We start from the raw sequence: 16171 nt of genomic DNA on the forward strand, positions 1-16171 counted from the left end.
CGCGACAAATCGTTTTAGAAGAAGTCCGTGAGTATACCGAAATGTCACGTTGCGGCCGGCGCCCGCCACGGCGCCGCGTTCCTCGACGGCGCAACCGCGCGCGCCGCCCCATGAGCCTGAGAAGCTTGCTGCACGGGGCCTGGCGAGAATCGACGCCATTTCTGGCGGTCGCTTAATAACCCGTTGTCATAGCGACATTTCGAATCTGCCTTAAAACAGCCATGTTTCAGGGCCGATTTTTCAGAGGCAATTCCCTCCTCTTCCCCGGAAGCCGTCGTTTATTCGAGCGGCGCAACCGAAGCGCCTGCAATGCGATGGCGTTCCAGTGCCTGCGCGACGAACCCGCTGCGTTTCATCTCTTCGACAAACTCGCGTAATTCCTCGGCCGCCCGTTCTCCCCGGCTCTTTGCGACGCCCATTGCCTGCCGGATCACCATGAAACGCTCGTCGAGCAAGCGCAGTCCGCTGGTTTTCGCGGCATCGGCTTCGAGTTGCTGCCTGACGCCGGCGGCCACTTCAAGCGTTTGTTCGAGGAAGGTTTGGACCACCGTGGGCGAAGTCGGCGCACGCACGATCTGCGCGGCTTTCAGTTCCCGCGTGAGGAACAGGTCGTAGGCGCTGCCCTTGCCGACCGCCACCCGGTTATGCGGATAATCGACATCGGCATTGGAGCGGATCGGCGAAGCCTCGCGTACGAGATAGAACCCTTCAATCAGCACGTACGGCGCGGTAAACGCAATGGTTTCGCCGCGCTTCGGGTCCACGGCGAAAAAGCCGAAGTCCGCGCGCTCGTCGCTGACGGCCTCCACGGACTTGCCCGCCGCGTCGAACACGACGAGTTCGAGCGGCACACCGAGGCGTTGCGCGAACGCGCGCGCGAGATCGACCGATACGCCGGCCGGCTCGCCCGACTGCGGACTCAGGTTGGCGAGAATCGGATTGCCGAGATTGATGGACGCACGCAGCGTTCCGGTGGGCGCGAATGCCTTGACGATGGCGGAATCGATATTCATAAGGTCGTGGCGGATTGAACCGTGTGTTGATCCTCCTGCGCCGAGCCGAGGATTTCCTGGATGCTCGCCAGAGCCTCCAGCGTATGCAAAAGGTGCTGGCGTAATGCTTCGGATGCCTCTTCGTTGCGCTCGCGCTCCAGCAGTTCGAGCACGTGCAGATGCTGCCTGGCATGCTCCACATAGCGCTTGCGATGCTGCATCGAACGGTACGAGATCAGCCGGCGCACCCGGTTGACACGGCGAATGGTGTCGATAAAAAAACTGTTGCCCGACGCCTCGACGAGCGATTCGTGAAAGCGCACGCCGCGCTCGTGCAACTGATCGGCGGTATCGGTTTCGATGCCGCCCGCGAGCAGATGCTTTTCGACCTCGCGGCAACGTTCGAGCACCTTGCGCTCGAGCCGGTAGCCGGGTTCGAGCAGCGCCGCCGGCTCCAGCGCGAGACGCAGCCGGTAAGACTTGAGCAGGCTGTCGGGCGTCGTGAGCATGGGCGAGAATTCCCAGCCGTAACCGGGCTTGCGCTCTGCCCAGCCCTCCTGCGCAATCCGGTTCAATAGCGCGCTCAATTGCGCGCCCGTGAGACCGTAGCGCGTGCGGATCATCTGCTCGGATACAACGTCCGGCAGTTCCCCTTTGAGGCGATCGTCGGCGATCTGGAAATAGACGCTCGTCACGATGCCGGTCCCGGCGAGACCCAGTTCGCTGACCACGTCGGCCAAGGGATCGACGAGCGGCCGCGCCACGAAGAAGCCGCGATTTTTCTCGCGCGTCAGCACGCCCTTCTCGTGCAGCAGCGCGAGCGCTTCGTTCACGGGCGAGCGCGACACGCGAAGCCGGTCGGCCAGCATCTGCGCGGGCAGATGCGCGCCGGCTTCGAGCCCTTCGTTGCTGATCAGTTCGAGTATCTGGGTGGCAATGGAGCGGTCGATCATCTCAGTCGGTCAGGTTCGCCGCGCGGGAGCTCAGTCTGCGCCCCTGCCGCGCGCGAGGTTGTTTTGCAGGATCAGCGGAATTACGCCGCCCGAACGCAGCAGCCTGCATTCGAGGCGCGTCTCCACGGCCGCGCGCACGTCGATCGCCTCGACGCGGCCGTCGGCACGCACGATACGCACGGGCACCGTGCAGCGCGGCGTGATCGTGGCGGCGTCCGCTGCGACTTCGAGCATATCACCCGGCCCGAGCGCGAGGGTGTCCGGATGGATGCCGGGCGCGAAACGCAGCGGCAGGATGCCCATGCCGATCAGATTCGAGCGATGGATGCGCTCGAAGCTCGCGGCCAGCACCGCGCGAATACCCAGGAGCCGCTGCCCCTTCGCGGCCCAGTCGCGCGACGAGCCCGTGCCGTAGCGTTCACCCGCGACGAGCACGACGGCATCGCCCGCGTCCGCATAGCGCCTGGCGGCCTCATGAATCGGCAGCACTTCGCCGCTCGGCACGTGCAGCGTGTGAGCAACCGGCATGCCGGGCTTGAGCCGGTTCTCCAGCGTCTTGCTGTAGAACGCTGCACGCATCATCACTTCCCAGTTGCCGCGGCGCGAGGCGAACACGTTCAGGTCGTTACGGTCGTCGCCGCGCGAGACGAGAAAATCGGCAACGAAGCTGTCTTTCGGAATCGCGCTCGCCGGCGAGATGTGGTCGGTCGTGATGTCGTCGCCGAGCACGAGCAACGGATACGCGCGATAGTGGCCGAGCTGGCTGCCCTGATCGATGGCCGCGAACGGCGGCCGGCGTAAAGCCGTCGACGCCGGATTCCACGGAAAGCGCGCGCCCGATGGCGCTTCGAGTTCGTGCCATGCCGGATTGCGGCTCGCCACGGCAAATGCGCGGGGGTAGTCCTCGGGGTCGGCCGCCTGCTCGACGAGCGCGGCCACCTCCTCGCGCGTCGGCCACAGATCGCGCAGCAGGACCGGCGTACCGTCGGCCGCGCATTGCACGGGCTCGCGGCTCAGGTCGGTTTCGGCATTGCCCGCAAAGGCGAACGCGACCACGAGCGGCGGCGACATGATGAAGCCGAGATCGAGATCGGGGTGAATGCGTCCCGCGAAATTGCGGTTGCCCGAGAGCACGGCGACGGGATAGATGCGGCCTTCGGCCTGCGACGCGCGCACGCTTTCGGTGAGCGGCCCCGAGTTGCCGATGCAGGTCGTGCAGCCATAGCCGACGATGTCGAAGCCCACGGCGGAAAGATCGTCGATCAGACCGGCACGTTCCAGATACGCAGCGGCGGCCGGCGATCCGGGTGCCAATGAGGTCTTGATCCACGCCGGCACCGCAAGGCCTTTCGCGCGTGCCTTGCGCGCCACGAGCCCGGCGGCGATCAGCAAGGCGGGATCGGACGTGTTCGTGCAACTCGTGATCGCCGCGATCGCCACGGGGTGACGCGGCATCGGCTCGTGCGGCGCTTTCGATCCGCCTTCCGGCTTGAAGCCGAGCTTCGCGAGCGCGGCGGGCAATGCCGAGTAATCGAGCAGATCCTGCGGGCGGCGCGGGCCGGCCACGTGCATGCCGATGCTGGCGAGATCGATGTCGATCGCGCGTGTGTAGCGCGGCGCGGCCTCGGGATCGAACCACAGGCCGGCCGCGCGCGTGAACGCCTCCACCAGTTGCACGGCTTGCGCCGCGCGATGCGTCGCGTGCAGGTATTCGAGCGTACGTGCGTCCACGGGGAAAAAGCCCGTCGATGCGCCGTACTCCGGCGCCATGTTCGCCACGACCGAGCGTTCGCCCGCGCTGAGCGTCGACACGCCCGGCCCGAAGAACTCGACGAACTCGCCCGAGACGCCGATCGCGCGCAGCCGCTGCGTGACCGTCAGCGCGAGATCGGTGGCGAGCACGCCCGGCCGCAGCGCGCCCGTGAGACGCACGCCGATCACATCGGGAATGCGCTGCATCACCGGCATGCCGAACATCACCGTCTGCGCTTCGAGGCCGCCCACGCCCCAGCCGAGCACGCCGATGCCGTTGATCATCGGCGTATGGCTGTCCGTGCCGATCAGCGTGTCGGGCACGGCCCACGGCTCGCCGTCGCGCGTGACGCGCGTCACCACCGTCGCGAGCTGCTCCAGGTTGATCGTATGCATGATCCCCGTGCCCGGCGGATGGATGCGCACGCCCGTCAAGGCCTGCGAAGCCCAGCGCAGAAAGCGGTAACGCTCCGCGTTGCGGCGCAGTTCGAGCGCGAGATTCCGCGGCGCGGCGTCGGGCTTGCCGAAGTACTCGACCGCGAGCGAATGATCGACCGACGAATCCACCGGCAGCACGGGATTGAGCGCGGCGGGGTCCGCGCCCGCCTCGGCCAGCGCGTCGCGCATCGCCGCGATGTCGACCAGCGCGGGCGTGCTCGTCGTGTCGTGCATCAGCACGCGGTTGGGCTGAAACGCGATTTCGTGCTCGCTGGTGGCGCGCTCGCGCCACGCGAGGATCGCGGCGACCGCCTGAGCGCGCTCTTCGCCATCCGTATTACGAATCACGTTTTCGAGCAGCAGGCGCAGCACGACGGGCAGTTCGCGCAGCTTCGCGCCGAACATGCCGGGCAGATCGACGAAACGCAAGCTCGCGCCGCCAGCGTCGAGATGGGAGATGAGGGGGGTGTCGGTGTTTTCCATAACTGTATTTTTGCACTTCATATAGTCAAAATGCAATCCAGTGGAAACCCGCAATACGAGGCACACCGTTTTGAAACAAAAGACCCCCCTGTTTGCTTATGTCGGTTCGCGCACGACGCGCGAGCGCAACGCCCGCGGCGACGGCATCAGCGTCTATCAGGTCGAGACGCAGACCGGCGCGCTGACGCTCGTGCAACTCGTCAAGGATCTGGTGAACCCGTCGTTCCTTGCGCTGAGCCGGAACGGCGAGCATCTCTACAGCGTGCATGGCGACATGAGCGACATCAGCGCGTTCAGCGTGGACAAGGCGAGCGGCAAGCTCACGTTCCTCAATCGCCAGAGCACCGAAGGCAACAATCCCGTGCATCTCGCAATCGATCCGGGCGGCCGCTACGTGGTCGTGTCCAATCACATCGGCGCGAGTCTCGCGGTGCTGCCCATCGCCGCCGACGGCTCGCTCGAACCGCTCACACAGCTCGTGCAGCTGGACGGCCCCATCGGTCCGCATCGCATCGAACAGAAGCAGGCGAAACCGCACTTCAATCCGTTCGCGCCGGACGGGCGCTTCGTGATCGTTCCGGACAAGGGACTCGACCGCACATTCTCGTTCCGCTTCGAAAACGGCCGGCTCACGCCCGCCGCGACACCCTTCGTCGCGGCTCGCGAGGGCGCGGGACCGCGCCATATCGCGTTCCATCCGGATGGCCGCCATGCGTGGGTCGTCAACGAACTCGATTCGACGGTTACGGCGTATGGCTACGATGCGGCCAACGGCTCGCTCACGCCGCGGCAGGTGCTGTCGAGTCTGCCGGATACCTGCACGGGCAATAGCCGCGCGGCGGAAATCGAAGTCGATCCCACGGGCCGCTTCGTCTATGCGTCGAACCGCGGTGACGACAGCATTGCCGTGTTCGGCATCGATGCGTCGAATGGCCGGCTGCGCTTTCTGCATGCCGTCCCCACGCAAGGCAAGACGCCCCGCTTCATGACGGCCACACCCGATGGCCGCTTCATGTACGTGCTCAACGAGGACAGCGACACCATCGTCGTGTTCTCCGTCGATGCGTACTCAGGCGGCCTCGCGCCGACCGGCTTCGTTGCCTCGTCGGGCAGCCCGGTCTGCCTGGTGTTCTCGCCGCCCCACGCCTGACACACGTTTCCGATTCACGCGAAGCCTGGCGGACTCGGCCGCCAGCGGAGAAAGCCATGACAGCCAGCCCCGCAATCGACGAACACGCACTCGTACGCAAGATCACGTGGCGCATCATCCCGTTCGTTTTCATCCTCTACATCATTTCCTACATCGACCGCGCGAACATCGGCTACGCGGCGTTGCAGATGAATCACGAGCTGGCGCTGACGGGCGAGGCATTCGGCTTCGCCTCGGGCATCTTCTTCATCGGCTACTTCCTGTTCGAAGTGCCGAGCAACGTCATGCTCAACCGGTTCGGCGCGCGTGTCTGGATTGCCCGCATCCTCGTGACCTGGGGCATGGTGTCCGTGGGTTCCGCCTTCGTGCAGAACGCCACGCAGCTTTATGTGCTGCGCTTTCTGCTCGGCGTGGCCGAGGCGGGATTTTTCCCCGGCATCATCGTCTATCTCACGTACTGGTTCCGGGCCAGGGAGCTCGCGACGACGGTCGCGCTCTTCACGGCCGCCATTCCGGTCTCGTACATCATCGGCGCACCGCTCAGCACATGGGTGATGGACCACGCGCAGTGGCTGAACTGGAGCGGCTGGCGCTGGATGCTCGTGCTCGAAGGCGCGCCCGCGCTGATCGGCGGCGTTCTGTGCTTCTTCTATCTGACCGACCGGCCCGCCGACGCGAAGTGGCTCAAGCCTCACGAGCGCGAATGGCTGCAGGGCGAACTCGCCAACGATCGAAAGGCCCGCCCTCACGCAAAACATTTCGGCTCGCTCAAGGCGATGACCAATCCGAAGGTGCTTTACCTGTCGTTCATCTACTTCGTCTATCAATGCGGCAGCCTCGGCGTCGGCTACTGGATGCCCCAGATCATCAAGGGATTCTCCAGAACGCTGAGCCACACGCAGATCGGCCTCATCGCCATGATTCCGTACCTTGCCGCGACGATCGCCATGGTGCTGTGGTCCAGAAGCTCGGATCGCCGCAACGAACGACGCCTGCATTCGGCGATCCCGCTCGGCGTTGCGGCGCTCGCCCTGCTGGGTGCGGGCCTCGCGACGAATCCCTATGTATCGATCGTGATGATCAGCCTGAGTCTCGCCGGACTCTACGCGTTCAAATCGCCGTTCTGGGCCCTGCCCACGCTGTTCCTCAGCCGGTCCACGGCGGCGGTCTCCATTGCCGTCATCAATTCGGTGGGCAATCTGGGCGGCTTCGTTGGCCCCTTCGCCATTGGATTCATCAAGGGCACAGGAAAGAGTGCGACGCCGGGCCTGCTGTTTCTCTCGGCGCTGCTGGTCGCGTCGTTCCTGATGGCGTATTTCATTCGCATCGACGAACCCGGCACAGACGACGCGACCGGCGCGGTCCCGAATCACAGCCATTGAGTTTCCCTCGGCTAACCAGCGCGTCTGGTTCCCGGCTATTTTTGACCCGAAGACCCTTGCGAGAAATAAATCATGAATAACGCACCGAAAGCACGTCTTTTCTGCACCGCCGTCGCATTTGCGAGCCTCGTCGCCATATCGCCCGCACGGGCCGACGATAGCCCGACCATCTCGATCATGGTCGGCGGCATCTCGAAGTTCATCTACCTGCCCGCGAAGCTCGCCGATCAGCTCGGCTACTTCAAGGACGAGAAACTGAACGTCGAACTGCTGTCGCAACCGGCCGGCGTCGATGCCGAAAACGAACTGCTGTCAGGCTCCGTTCAGGCCGTCGCCAGCGCCTACGACCATACGATCGACCTGCAGAGCAAGGGCAAGGAAGTGCGATCCATCGCAACGTTCCTTCAGGTGCCGGGAGAAGTCGAAGTCGTATCGAAGGCGTCGCCGATGAAAAGCATGGCCGACGCGAAAGGCAAGACCCTGGGCGTGACGGGCCTGGGCTCGTCGACCGACTTTCTTACGCAGTACATGGCGCTCAAATACGGCATTACGTCGAAGGAGTATTCGACGCTGCCGGTTGGCGCGGACAATTCGTTCATCGCCGCCATTCAACAGCGGCGTATCGATGCGGGCATGACGACCGAGCCGACCGTGTCGAGACTGCTTCAGAAGGGCGATGCGTCGGTCATGGTCGACATGCGAACCGTCGAGGGAACGCAGAAGGCGCTCGGCGGCATCTACCCCTTTACGGGGCTATACGTTAACGCCGACTGGCTGGCATCGCACAAGCAGCAGGCGGCGGGTCTCGCGCGCGCGATCGCCCGAACCATGGTCTATATCCATACGCACTCGCCCGAAGAAATCGCCGACAAAATGCCGAAGGATTACTACGGTGGCGATAAGGCGCTCTACGTGCAGGCCCTGAAGTCGACCATGGCGATGTACACGCCCGATGGAAAGATGCCTGCGGGCGGGCCGGAAAATGTTCTCAAGATTCTGTCGACGATCAATCCGGCGATCAAAGGCAAGCATATCGATCTCAACCGGACTTATACGAACGAGTTTGTCTCGGCGGCGAAGGGATCGTGATTGGTCTTTCTCCCGGCGACGGTTGGATGCCGTGCCGGGAGTATTTTCGTGGGGGTATGCTGCAGCTGTCGTTCGGGGAACGGCCGGCTTCCTCACCGCGGATTACTCGCTTTCTTCAGCACGCCTTCAAGATCACTCAAAAGGTTAAGGGCGTCAGACTGCGACTCCTCATGAGACCACTGTCCGGCTTGTGTCCGCATGTCAGCGACCAGTTGCCGAAGCTCACCGTGCGGTAAATCGCTTGTGTGATTGAGGTACACCTCGTAAGCATCGTCGAGATCTTCCTCCGGTATGTGACGCATGGCGCCGTAAAGCTTGCTGTACAGCTTGCCCCGCTCAGGTTGAGCGATATCGTCCGCGTTGCGGACGAGCTCATCGAAATTGCTGATAGGCACCGTCGTCAAGGGCAAGTCGTCAATCATCCGCTCTACAAGCGGCGCAACGTTAGCTTCACGCGGCCACTCGGCGAATATTGCATCGTGCAGCGCCTGGAGATTGTCCGGTTCAAGGTGTTGCGCACCTATCTCCGCCAGAGCAAGCGACACGTCGAGTGCGTCTTTGTCATCCAGATAGGCATTCTGTTTAGCCATTGTATTGAGCAGCCTCGCGACCTCTTTCTGTTTTTGCCTGGGGGGCAAAGGCGAATTGGCAACGAATGGCCCTGCGAGCTGCGTCAGCTCTTTCATAGCGCCCGCGCGCTCTCCGTCTAATATGTGCTTGAGAAAGTTCTCGCGCATCTTGCTGAAAAACTCCATGCGGCCGGTCGGAGACAGTTTGGACCACGCAATCCGTATTTGCTTCCCCACCTCCTGTTCGTTGCGTCTATTTTCCGACTCCACGCGAACCAGGCCGCGGTTCCTTCGACGCTTGCTCATGGCCTCCGTCCCAGCAAACCCTTCGTTCGCCAGTCTACGATCTATCGCTTCTTCCAGGATTGCTTTCGACGAACTGCCACCCGTTTTGCGTTTGCCTAGAACAGAAGCGGGATTCTCGGGTAACGGTCCATTGAAGCGATCCGTTGGCACCGGCGTCGCGGCGGAACGAGTCAATGCCGATGATTCAGCAGAACCGAGTGGCGAGGGCACCGGGGCTTTGATCAGGGTCCTGAACTGGGCCAAGGCATGCTGCTCGGTCTGCCTGGCGGAGGCTCGGTAACCGTCCTTGCCAGTCGGCCTGGTGGCCCCAGACTGTGGAGCGGCAACGTTCAATGGTGGCCGTCCGAGCGCCGATTCCCGACTCCCGAGATCCTTCAACAGGCCAGGCACTGCGGGCCTGGCGCGCAGGACACCATGGCCCTCCTCGCCTGCCTGTTTCTTTCTCCGGGACTCCAGCTCGTCATGCCAGGAAGCGTCAACGCTCGATTTCCCGGAAGAAGGTCCGGCATCCGATGAAGCATTGGGGGAGTTCGATCTGGAGGTTTTCACGGTGAAATAGGTTACCCGTATGAGATGTCAACTGAAGTCAACACTTGCAACTGGAGAGAGTGCATCTGCTGCGCCATTGTTTATTTCGGCGCGCACAGTTCAGCAGCCTTCTGAGCATCGCTGATCGTCATCGGGCAGCCACTGCGCCCCGGGAAAATCAGCAAGAGGGGGATAGGCCAATCATTCTTGCCCTCTCTCATCGCAACCGACCGCTCAGGCGCGAAGATCCGTTCAGAAACACGACACCAGCGCGCGAGTTTCCCTCGCCGTGTGGGATCGGCGAATGAGGGGAAATATCAGAGGAAACAAATGAGCGCCCGCCGCCGGGAGGCGAAAAAATACGCCGTCAGCTAATGGGGCCTGCTAATGAGGCCCGCCAAGGAAGCCCGCTAACGAACACCGTTAGCCGCCCGTGTCGCCAAGCGCCGCGGCAATCTGCGCGGCGGCGGTACGCAACGGTTCGACGAGATCGGGCAATTGCTCGAACGGCACGCGCGCGCTGGGGCCCGACATGCCGATACACAGAAAATCGCGCTGCGTCGACAACGGAATCACCACCGCGCAACCGATCACGCCCTGACCGTATTCCTCGTTGCTGAAGGCCCAACCGTGCTTGCGCACTTCGCGTATGTGCGCGGCGAATGCGTCGCGCTCCGTGATGGTGTTCGGCGCGAGTGCAACCAGCGGATGCGCGTCGAGCCACGCATCGAGCGCCTCGTCGCCGAGCGACGCCAGATAGAGCTTGCCAATCGACGTGCAGTGCAACGGCGCGCTACGTCCCTGCTCCAGTTGCAGCCCACTCGCGCGCCGCACCTGTACCGCGTCGATGTACAGCACCTCGCCGTTGGCGATCGTACCGATCTGGCAGTGTTCCTGAATCTGGGCAGCGAGCCGTTCGAGGATCGCATGCGGCTCATCGGCGACAACCGCCGCCTCCAGCACCTGACTACTCAACTCGATCAGCTTCGGCCCCGGCAGCACGAGTTTCTTCGACCCGATCGCGCGCTTGAGCAAGCCGCGCTCCTCGAGGTTCCCGACCATCCGATGCACCGTCGGCGCCGGCAGCCCCGCCGCGGCACCGATCTCGGCAAGGCTCAGCGCGCGGCGCGCTCGCACGATCGCGCCGATCACGGCAAAGATGCGATCGATGGGCTGGTCGTTGGACGGCGTCATGGGCATGTACGTATTCGAAGCGGGTTAAAGAATTCGCCCTCACGGACGGCACCCGGCATTTTAGCCTGGAGTATTTCCGGCGATGCGCCACGCGCCTTGCGGGGCGCGGTTCGGCAAGGTTTTCGACGCACCCGTTCGCCCCTGCGCGCGATCGGCTGGAACCGGTCCCTGCTGCATCGCAATTTTGAAATCGATTGACGAACCCCCGAAAAAATCTCTAATATCGGAATTGTTTATTCCGTTTTATGGAATAAACACAGACCACCCTTTGACGGCACAGGCCGAATGCATCTGTAAGGTAGACCAACATGAATCTCGAATCGACGGCCGATATCGCCTCGAACGCGCCAGCATCGGAAGCCGCGTTGTCCGCCACGGTCGGGAGGGTGGCGCGGCGGCTCATCCCGTTCCTGTGCATCCTCTATTTCTTCGCCTATCTGGATCGCTTCAACGTCGGCTTTGCCGCGCTGACGATGAACCAGGATCTCGGGTTGTCGGTCGCCACCTACGGCTTCGCGGCATCGATGTTTTTCTGGGGCTACATCCTCTTCGAAGTCCCGAGCAATCTCGTGCTCGGCAAGATCGGCGCGCGCTTCTGGATTTCGCGGATCATGATTACGTGGGGTCTGATTTCGGCGGCCACCATCTTCGTGACGGGCAGCACGAGCCTGTCGACGCTGCGCTTTCTGCTCGGTGCCGCCGAGGCGGGATTTCTGCCCGGCATTCTCGTGTATCTGACCGAGTGGTTTCCACGCGCCGACCGCGCCCGCATGATCGGCCTGTTCCAGATCGCGATGCCGCTCTCCGGCGTGCTCGGCGCACCGGTCTCGTCGCTGATCCTCGCGCATATGCATGGCGTGGCCGGTCTCGCGGGATGGAAATGGCTCTTCCTCACCCAGGGTCTGCCGTCGGTGCTGCTCGGCATCTCGTGCCTGTGGCTGTTGCCGTCGCGCCCCTCGGAAGCGAAATGGCTCGGCAATCGCGAACGCATCGAACTCGAACGCGTGCTCGACGCCGAGCGCCAGCAGACCGAAGCCGTGCGCGTCTTCTCGCTGCGCGAGGGCTTCACCAATCCTCGTGTGCTGGTGCTGGCGCTGCTGTTCTTCTGTCTCGTGTGCGGCTCGACCGGCGTCGGCTTTTTCCTGCCACTGATCGTCAAGGACTTCGGGCTGTCGACCGTACAGATCGGCGTGGTCACCGCGATTCCCTATCTGCTTGCCGTGATCGGCATGGTGTGGTGGTCACGCCGCTCGGACATCAAGGGCAAGCGCATCGAGTACGTCGCGCTCGCGGCGATTTTCGCGGCCGCGGGTTTTCTGCTCGCCGCGTTCACGCTGAAGACGCCCGTCGTCGCCGTGATCGGCCTGAGCATGGGCTGTGTCGGCATCTTCGCGAGCTTTCCGGTGTTCTGGACCTTGCCGCCGTCGTTTCTGACCGGCACGACGGCCGCCGCGTCGATCGCCTTCATCAACTCGCTCGGTAACGTCAGCGGCATCGTCGGGCCGGGCGTGATCGGCTGGACGCGCGACGTATCCGGCGGCTTCACGCTCATGCTGGGCATCCTCGCGGTATTGATGGCAATCGCCGCCGCGCTTTCCTCGGTGTTCGCCCGCATGAACGCGCGCAGCGAACCCCATCTCGCGCAACCTCATCCGAACCGCTGATTTTCCGGAGACGACTCGCATGCAAGGCTTACCCGAAATCGCGTTGATCGGCTGCGGCGGCACGATCTCGACGCTCGCCACCGATCCGCTCGACACGATCGACTATCCGGAAACAGGCGAACGGCTCGACGTGGCCGCGGTACTCGAACGCGTCCCGCTCGCGCAGCGCTTTGCGCGCATCCGCGCCGTGCCGTTCCGCGCAACCGGCTCGTCCGCATTCGGTCCCGCGGAATGGCAGGATTTGCGCGCCGCCATCGAGGCGGTCGCGCCGACCGTACAGGGCGTCGTCGTGCTGCATGGCACGGCCACGATCGAAGAAACCGCGTTCTTCCTGCACATGACGCTGCGTACCGCGACACCGGTCGTGCTGGTGGGCTCGCAGCGTCCGCTGAACGTGCTGTCCAGCGACGCCGCCATGAACCTGCTGGCCGCGCTGCGTGTGGCCGGCTCGGCCGATGCGCGCGGTCATGGCGTGCTGGTCGTGCTCAACGACGAAATCCACAGCGCGCGCGATGTCGTCAAGACGTCGAACTACCGGCTGCAGACGTTCGCGTCGCCGCTTTATGGTCCGCTCGGCTACGTCGAAGGAGACGGCGCGTATTTCGCACGCCGCTCGCTGCGCCGTCACGCGCCGGATAGCGCACCCGCCGCATGGACGGCCGACGCGCCGCTGCCGCGCGTGGACGTCGTGTACTCGGTCGCGGGCAACGACGGCGCGCTGATCGACGCGTCGTGCGACGCGGGAGCACGCGGCATCGTGTGCGCCGGTCTCGCGCCGGGCCTGCCCTCGCCGGCCGAACGCAAGGCGCTGCTGCGCGCACGCGAGCGCGGCGTCGCCGTCGTGCAGACAAGCCGCGCACACAGCGGAATGATTCCCGCGCGACGCTGGCTCGCCGAACACGGCATCGTCGCCGGCAGCGATCTCACGCCTCAGAAATGCCGGATTCTGCTGATGCTCGGCATCGCGCTCGGCTACGACACCGGCGGATTGCGCGAACTGTTCGCCACGCACTGAGAAGACTATCCGTCGCCCCAACATGAAAGGAGAACTCATGCTGAAACTGCCCCATCACAACCGTTACGAATACAGCGCGATCAACAACCGCAAGGACTACAGCTGGCCGGGCGGCAAGCGTCTTGCGCTCTACTTCGGCATCAACATCGAACACTTCTCGTTCGGCCACGGCATGCGCCATGCGATTTCGACGCAGCAGGTGCCGCCCGATCCTCGCACGTTCAGCTGGCTCGACTACGGCAACCGCGTCGGCGTGTGGCGGCTCTTCGATCTCTTCGACGAGATGAAGCTGCCCGCGTGCCATCTGATCAATACGACCGTGTTCGATTACGCGCCGGACATTCTCGAAGCCATCAAGGCGCGCGGCGATGAAATCATCGGCCACGGGCGCACCAACGCCGAGAAGCAGGGCGACATGTGGGAAGAAGACGAGGCGCGTTTTCTCGCCTATATCCACGACAAGATCCGCACCGACAGCGGCACCGCGCCGCGCGGCTGGATGGCGCCGTGGATGTCGCAATCTCACGTCACGGCCGATCTTCTCGACGAAACCGGCTTCCGTTTCGCGATGGACTGGCCGTTCGACGACCAGCCGATCTGGATGCGCACGCGCAACGGCCGCCTGATGTCGCTGCCCTATCCGCTCGAAATCAACGACTCGCCGCAGGTCGTCGTGCAGAAGCAGACCGGCGAAGCGTTCGCCCAGTCGATCATCGATCAGTTTGACGAAATGATCGAGCAATCCGAAAAGCAGCCGCTCGTCTGCGGCATCGCGCTGCACACCATGGTGGTCGGTCAGCCGTTCCGTTTGCGTGCGTTGCACCGCGCGTTGCAGCACATCGTCTCGCATCCCCTGTTCGACCGCGTGTGGCTCACGCGCCCCGGCGCAATCTACGACCACTGCTGTTCGCTGCCGCAAGGCACGATTCCCGGCGACGACTACCCGTGGCGCGAGGGCGCAAGAGAGGGGACGCGATGAAACTCGCCGACAAGGTCGCCATCGTCACCGGCGCGGCGTCCGGCATCGGCGCGGATGCGGCCCGCACCTTCGCGCGCGAAGGCGCGAAGGTCGCGCTCGTCGATCTGAACGGCGATGCGCTCGCGAGCGTCGAGCGCGAGATTACCGAAGCAGGCGGAGAAGCGCTCGCGATCTGCGCGAATGTCGCCGATGCCGAAGCGGTGCAAGCCGGCGTCGCACGCGTGCTGTCGTGCTGGCAGCACGTCGACGTATTGCTGACCTGTTCGGCGATCTCGCCGGGCGGACGCGTCGACGAACTGGACGAGGCGACGTGGGATCGCGTGTTCGACATCAACGTAAAGGGCTGCTTTCTATGGGCCCGCGCCGTCCTGCCGACGATGCTCGCGCGGCAGCGCGGCTCGATCGTCTTCGTCGGCTCGCAACTGGTGGCGTCGAGCGGCGGCGGCAACGCCTCGTATGTCGCGAGCAAGGGCGCGGTCGCCACACTCGCGAAGACGATGGCGGTGGACTACGCATCGCAGGGTATCCGCGTGAACGCGCTGATGCCCGGCGTGATCGACACGCCGATGTCGCGTACCTCGATCGGACGCAGCGCCGATCCGGACGCGACCCGCACGCGCTGGCAGAACCGCCATGCGATGAAGCGCTTCGGGCGCGTGGAAGAAACCTCGCGCGCGGCCCTCTTTCTCGCCAGCGACGATTCCTCGTTCACCACTGGCAGCTGGCTTTTCGTGGACGGCGGCTGGTCCGCCACCTGAGCGCACGCGGGCCGTATCCGGCCCGCGCATTGCGCAACATCAACAGTCATTGAAGGACACTTTGCATCATGGGCAAGAAACTTAGCGACGCACAGATCCAGCACTACCGCGACTTCGGCTACGTCAGCCCGGTCGACGCCTTTCCGGCCGATCAGGCCGCGAACTATCTTCAGCAACTCGAAGCATTCGAGGCAACCCGCAACCAGCAGATGGGCAAGGGCTTCAATTTCAAACCGCATCTGCTCTTTCCGTGGGTGGACGAAATCGGCCGTCACCCGGCCGTGCTCGACGCCGTGGAAGACCTGATCGGCCCGGACATCCTGCTATTCAATCTCGCCGTGTGGCCCAAGAAAGCGCATGACCCGGCTTATGTGTCCTGGCATCAGGATTCGACCTACTTCGGGCTGGAGCCCAGCACGCAGGTCACGATCTGGGTCGCGCTGACCGATGCGTCGATCGAAGCGGGCTGCATGGAAGTCGTGCCCGGATCGCACAAGCTCGGCCAGCTGCATCACGGCGAAGTGCCGTCCAAAGACATTCTGTTGTCGAAAGGCCAGACGATCGACGTCGACTACGATCGCAGCAAGACCGCCTTCATGCCGGTCAAACCCGGACAATTCTCGATACACGACACCTATCTGATCCACGCATCCGGTCCGAACCAGTCGGATCACCGGCGAGTGGGGCTCGGCTTCAGCTACATCCCGACGCACGCGCGCAATGTCGGCTCGACGCGTCTGACGGCCATGCTCGTGCGCGGCGAGGACACATTCGGCTATTACGACGACGAACCGCGTCCGCGCGTGAACAACGGCGAAGCGGAGCAGGCCTTTCATCAGGAAGCGGTTGCCCGCTTCCAGCGAGGACTCGACGAGCAGGCCGCCAAGTATTGAAGCGTTAGCGCGCGGGAGTTCGTGTA

At 63.7% G+C, this 16171-nt stretch carries 13 protein-coding genes; 8 read left to right on the forward strand and 5 right to left on the reverse strand.

What is annotated here, in order from left to right:
• Positions 1-278: 278 nt before the first annotated feature.
• From F3J20_RS00710 to acnA, 3 genes are read right to left on the reverse strand one after another with little or no spacing between them, the layout of a single operon-like run.
• Positions 279-1013, reverse strand: coding sequence for an ABC transporter substrate-binding protein (locus F3J20_RS00710; protein WP_167281386.1), 735 nt, complete (start codon positions 1011-1013; stop codon positions 279-281).
• Complete coding sequence (locus F3J20_RS00715; RefSeq protein WP_167281388.1) at positions 1010-1945, reverse strand: GntR family transcriptional regulator; 936 nt, start codon at positions 1943-1945, stop codon at positions 1010-1012. The genes F3J20_RS00710 and F3J20_RS00715 overlap by 4 nt, the downstream gene beginning before the upstream one ends.
• Positions 1946-1975: 30 nt before the next feature.
• The gene (acnA, locus tag F3J20_RS00720) at positions 1976-4618 is read right to left on the reverse strand and encodes an aconitate hydratase AcnA (protein WP_167281389.1); all 2643 of its coding nucleotides are present in this window, start codon (positions 4616-4618) and stop codon (positions 1976-1978) included.
• A 40-nt stretch (positions 4619-4658) separates the two neighbouring features.
• Here acnA and F3J20_RS00725 point away from each other — a divergent pair, with 40 nt between their 5' ends.
• The 3 genes from F3J20_RS00725 to F3J20_RS00735 all read left to right on the forward strand — a co-directional run bounded on the left by F3J20_RS00725 (position 4659) and on the right by F3J20_RS00735 (position 8239).
• A complete protein-coding gene (locus F3J20_RS00725; protein WP_345889820.1) occupies positions 4659-5768 on the forward strand; it encodes a lactonase family protein in 1110 nt (369 codons plus the stop codon).
• A 56-nt stretch (positions 5769-5824) separates the two neighbouring features.
• The gene (locus F3J20_RS00730; RefSeq protein ID WP_167037467.1) at positions 5825-7150 is read left to right on the forward strand and encodes an MFS transporter; all 1326 of its coding nucleotides are present in this window, start codon (positions 5825-5827) and stop codon (positions 7148-7150) included.
• A 72-nt stretch (positions 7151-7222) separates the two neighbouring features.
• Positions 7223-8239: an ABC transporter substrate-binding protein gene (locus tag F3J20_RS00735; protein ID WP_167281391.1), complete on the forward strand. Its 1017-nt coding sequence runs from the start codon at positions 7223-7225 to the stop codon at positions 8237-8239.
• 92 nt (positions 8240-8331) lie between these two features.
• Here F3J20_RS00735 and F3J20_RS00740 read toward each other — a convergent pair whose 3' ends face one another.
• Together F3J20_RS00740 and F3J20_RS00745 are read right to left on the reverse strand one after the other, a co-directional pair.
• The gene (locus tag F3J20_RS00740) at positions 8332-9357 is read right to left on the reverse strand and encodes a hypothetical protein (protein WP_167281393.1); all 1026 of its coding nucleotides are present in this window, start codon (positions 9355-9357) and stop codon (positions 8332-8334) included.
• Positions 9358-10065: 708 nt separating this feature from the next.
• Positions 10066-10836 carry an IclR family transcriptional regulator gene (locus tag F3J20_RS00745; RefSeq protein ID WP_167281394.1) on the reverse strand — a complete coding sequence of 257 codons (771 nt, stop codon included), beginning with the start codon at positions 10834-10836 and terminating at the stop codon, positions 10066-10068.
• A 308-nt stretch (positions 10837-11144) separates the two neighbouring features.
• Between F3J20_RS00745 and F3J20_RS00750 the strand changes: the two genes are divergently transcribed.
• The 5 genes from F3J20_RS00750 (at position 11145) to F3J20_RS00770 (ending at position 16145) form a co-directional block, all read left to right on the forward strand.
• Positions 11145-12500 carry an MFS transporter gene (locus F3J20_RS00750; protein WP_167281396.1) on the forward strand — a complete coding sequence of 452 codons (1356 nt, stop codon included), beginning with the start codon at positions 11145-11147 and terminating at the stop codon, positions 12498-12500.
• Between the two features lie 19 nt (positions 12501-12519).
• Positions 12520-13515: an asparaginase gene (locus F3J20_RS00755; RefSeq protein ID WP_167281398.1), complete on the forward strand. Its 996-nt coding sequence runs from the start codon at positions 12520-12522 to the stop codon at positions 13513-13515.
• A 37-nt stretch (positions 13516-13552) separates the two neighbouring features.
• The gene (locus F3J20_RS00760; protein ID WP_167281399.1) at positions 13553-14494 is read left to right on the forward strand and encodes a polysaccharide deacetylase family protein; all 942 of its coding nucleotides are present in this window, start codon (positions 13553-13555) and stop codon (positions 14492-14494) included.
• Positions 14491-15252 carry a glucose 1-dehydrogenase gene (locus tag F3J20_RS00765; RefSeq protein ID WP_167281401.1) on the forward strand — a complete coding sequence of 254 codons (762 nt, stop codon included), beginning with the start codon at positions 14491-14493 and terminating at the stop codon, positions 15250-15252. The genes F3J20_RS00760 and F3J20_RS00765 overlap by 4 nt, the downstream gene beginning before the upstream one ends.
• Positions 15253-15320: 68 nt before the next feature.
• The gene (locus F3J20_RS00770) at positions 15321-16145 is read left to right on the forward strand and encodes a phytanoyl-CoA dioxygenase family protein (protein ID WP_167037518.1); all 825 of its coding nucleotides are present in this window, start codon (positions 15321-15323) and stop codon (positions 16143-16145) included.
• Positions 16146-16171 lie beyond the last annotated feature (26 nt).

The sequence above is a fragment of the Paraburkholderia sp. Cy-641 genome (assembly GCF_011752945.1).
Lineage (GTDB): Bacteria > Pseudomonadota > Gammaproteobacteria > Burkholderiales > Burkholderiaceae > Paraburkholderia.

Bases quoted from the DNA above. Each gene is read 5' to 3' on its own strand.
- F3J20_RS00710 (WP_167281386.1), bottom strand. From the start codon at position 1,013: ATGAATATCGATTCCGCCATCGTCAAGGCATTCGCGCCCACCGGAACG.
- F3J20_RS00715 (WP_167281388.1), bottom strand. From the start codon at position 1,945: ATGATCGACCGCTCCATTGCCACCCAGATACTCGAACTGATCAGCAAC.
- acnA (WP_167281389.1), bottom strand. From the start codon at position 4,618: ATGGAAAACACCGACACCCCCCTCATCTCCCATCTCGACGCTGGCGGC.
- F3J20_RS00730 (WP_167037467.1), top strand. From the start codon at position 5,825: ATGACAGCCAGCCCCGCAATCGACGAACACGCACTCGTACGCAAGATC.
- F3J20_RS00735 (WP_167281391.1), top strand. From the start codon at position 7,223: ATGAATAACGCACCGAAAGCACGTCTTTTCTGCACCGCCGTCGCATTT.
- F3J20_RS00745 (WP_167281394.1), bottom strand. From the start codon at position 10,836: ATGACGCCGTCCAACGACCAGCCCATCGATCGCATCTTTGCCGTGATC.
- F3J20_RS00750 (WP_167281396.1), top strand. From the start codon at position 11,145: ATGAATCTCGAATCGACGGCCGATATCGCCTCGAACGCGCCAGCATCG.
- F3J20_RS00755 (WP_167281398.1), top strand. From the start codon at position 12,520: ATGCAAGGCTTACCCGAAATCGCGTTGATCGGCTGCGGCGGCACGATC.
- F3J20_RS00760 (WP_167281399.1), top strand. From the start codon at position 13,553: ATGCTGAAACTGCCCCATCACAACCGTTACGAATACAGCGCGATCAAC.
- F3J20_RS00765 (WP_167281401.1), top strand. From the start codon at position 14,491: ATGAAACTCGCCGACAAGGTCGCCATCGTCACCGGCGCGGCGTCCGGC.
- F3J20_RS00770 (WP_167037518.1), top strand. From the start codon at position 15,321: ATGGGCAAGAAACTTAGCGACGCACAGATCCAGCACTACCGCGACTTC.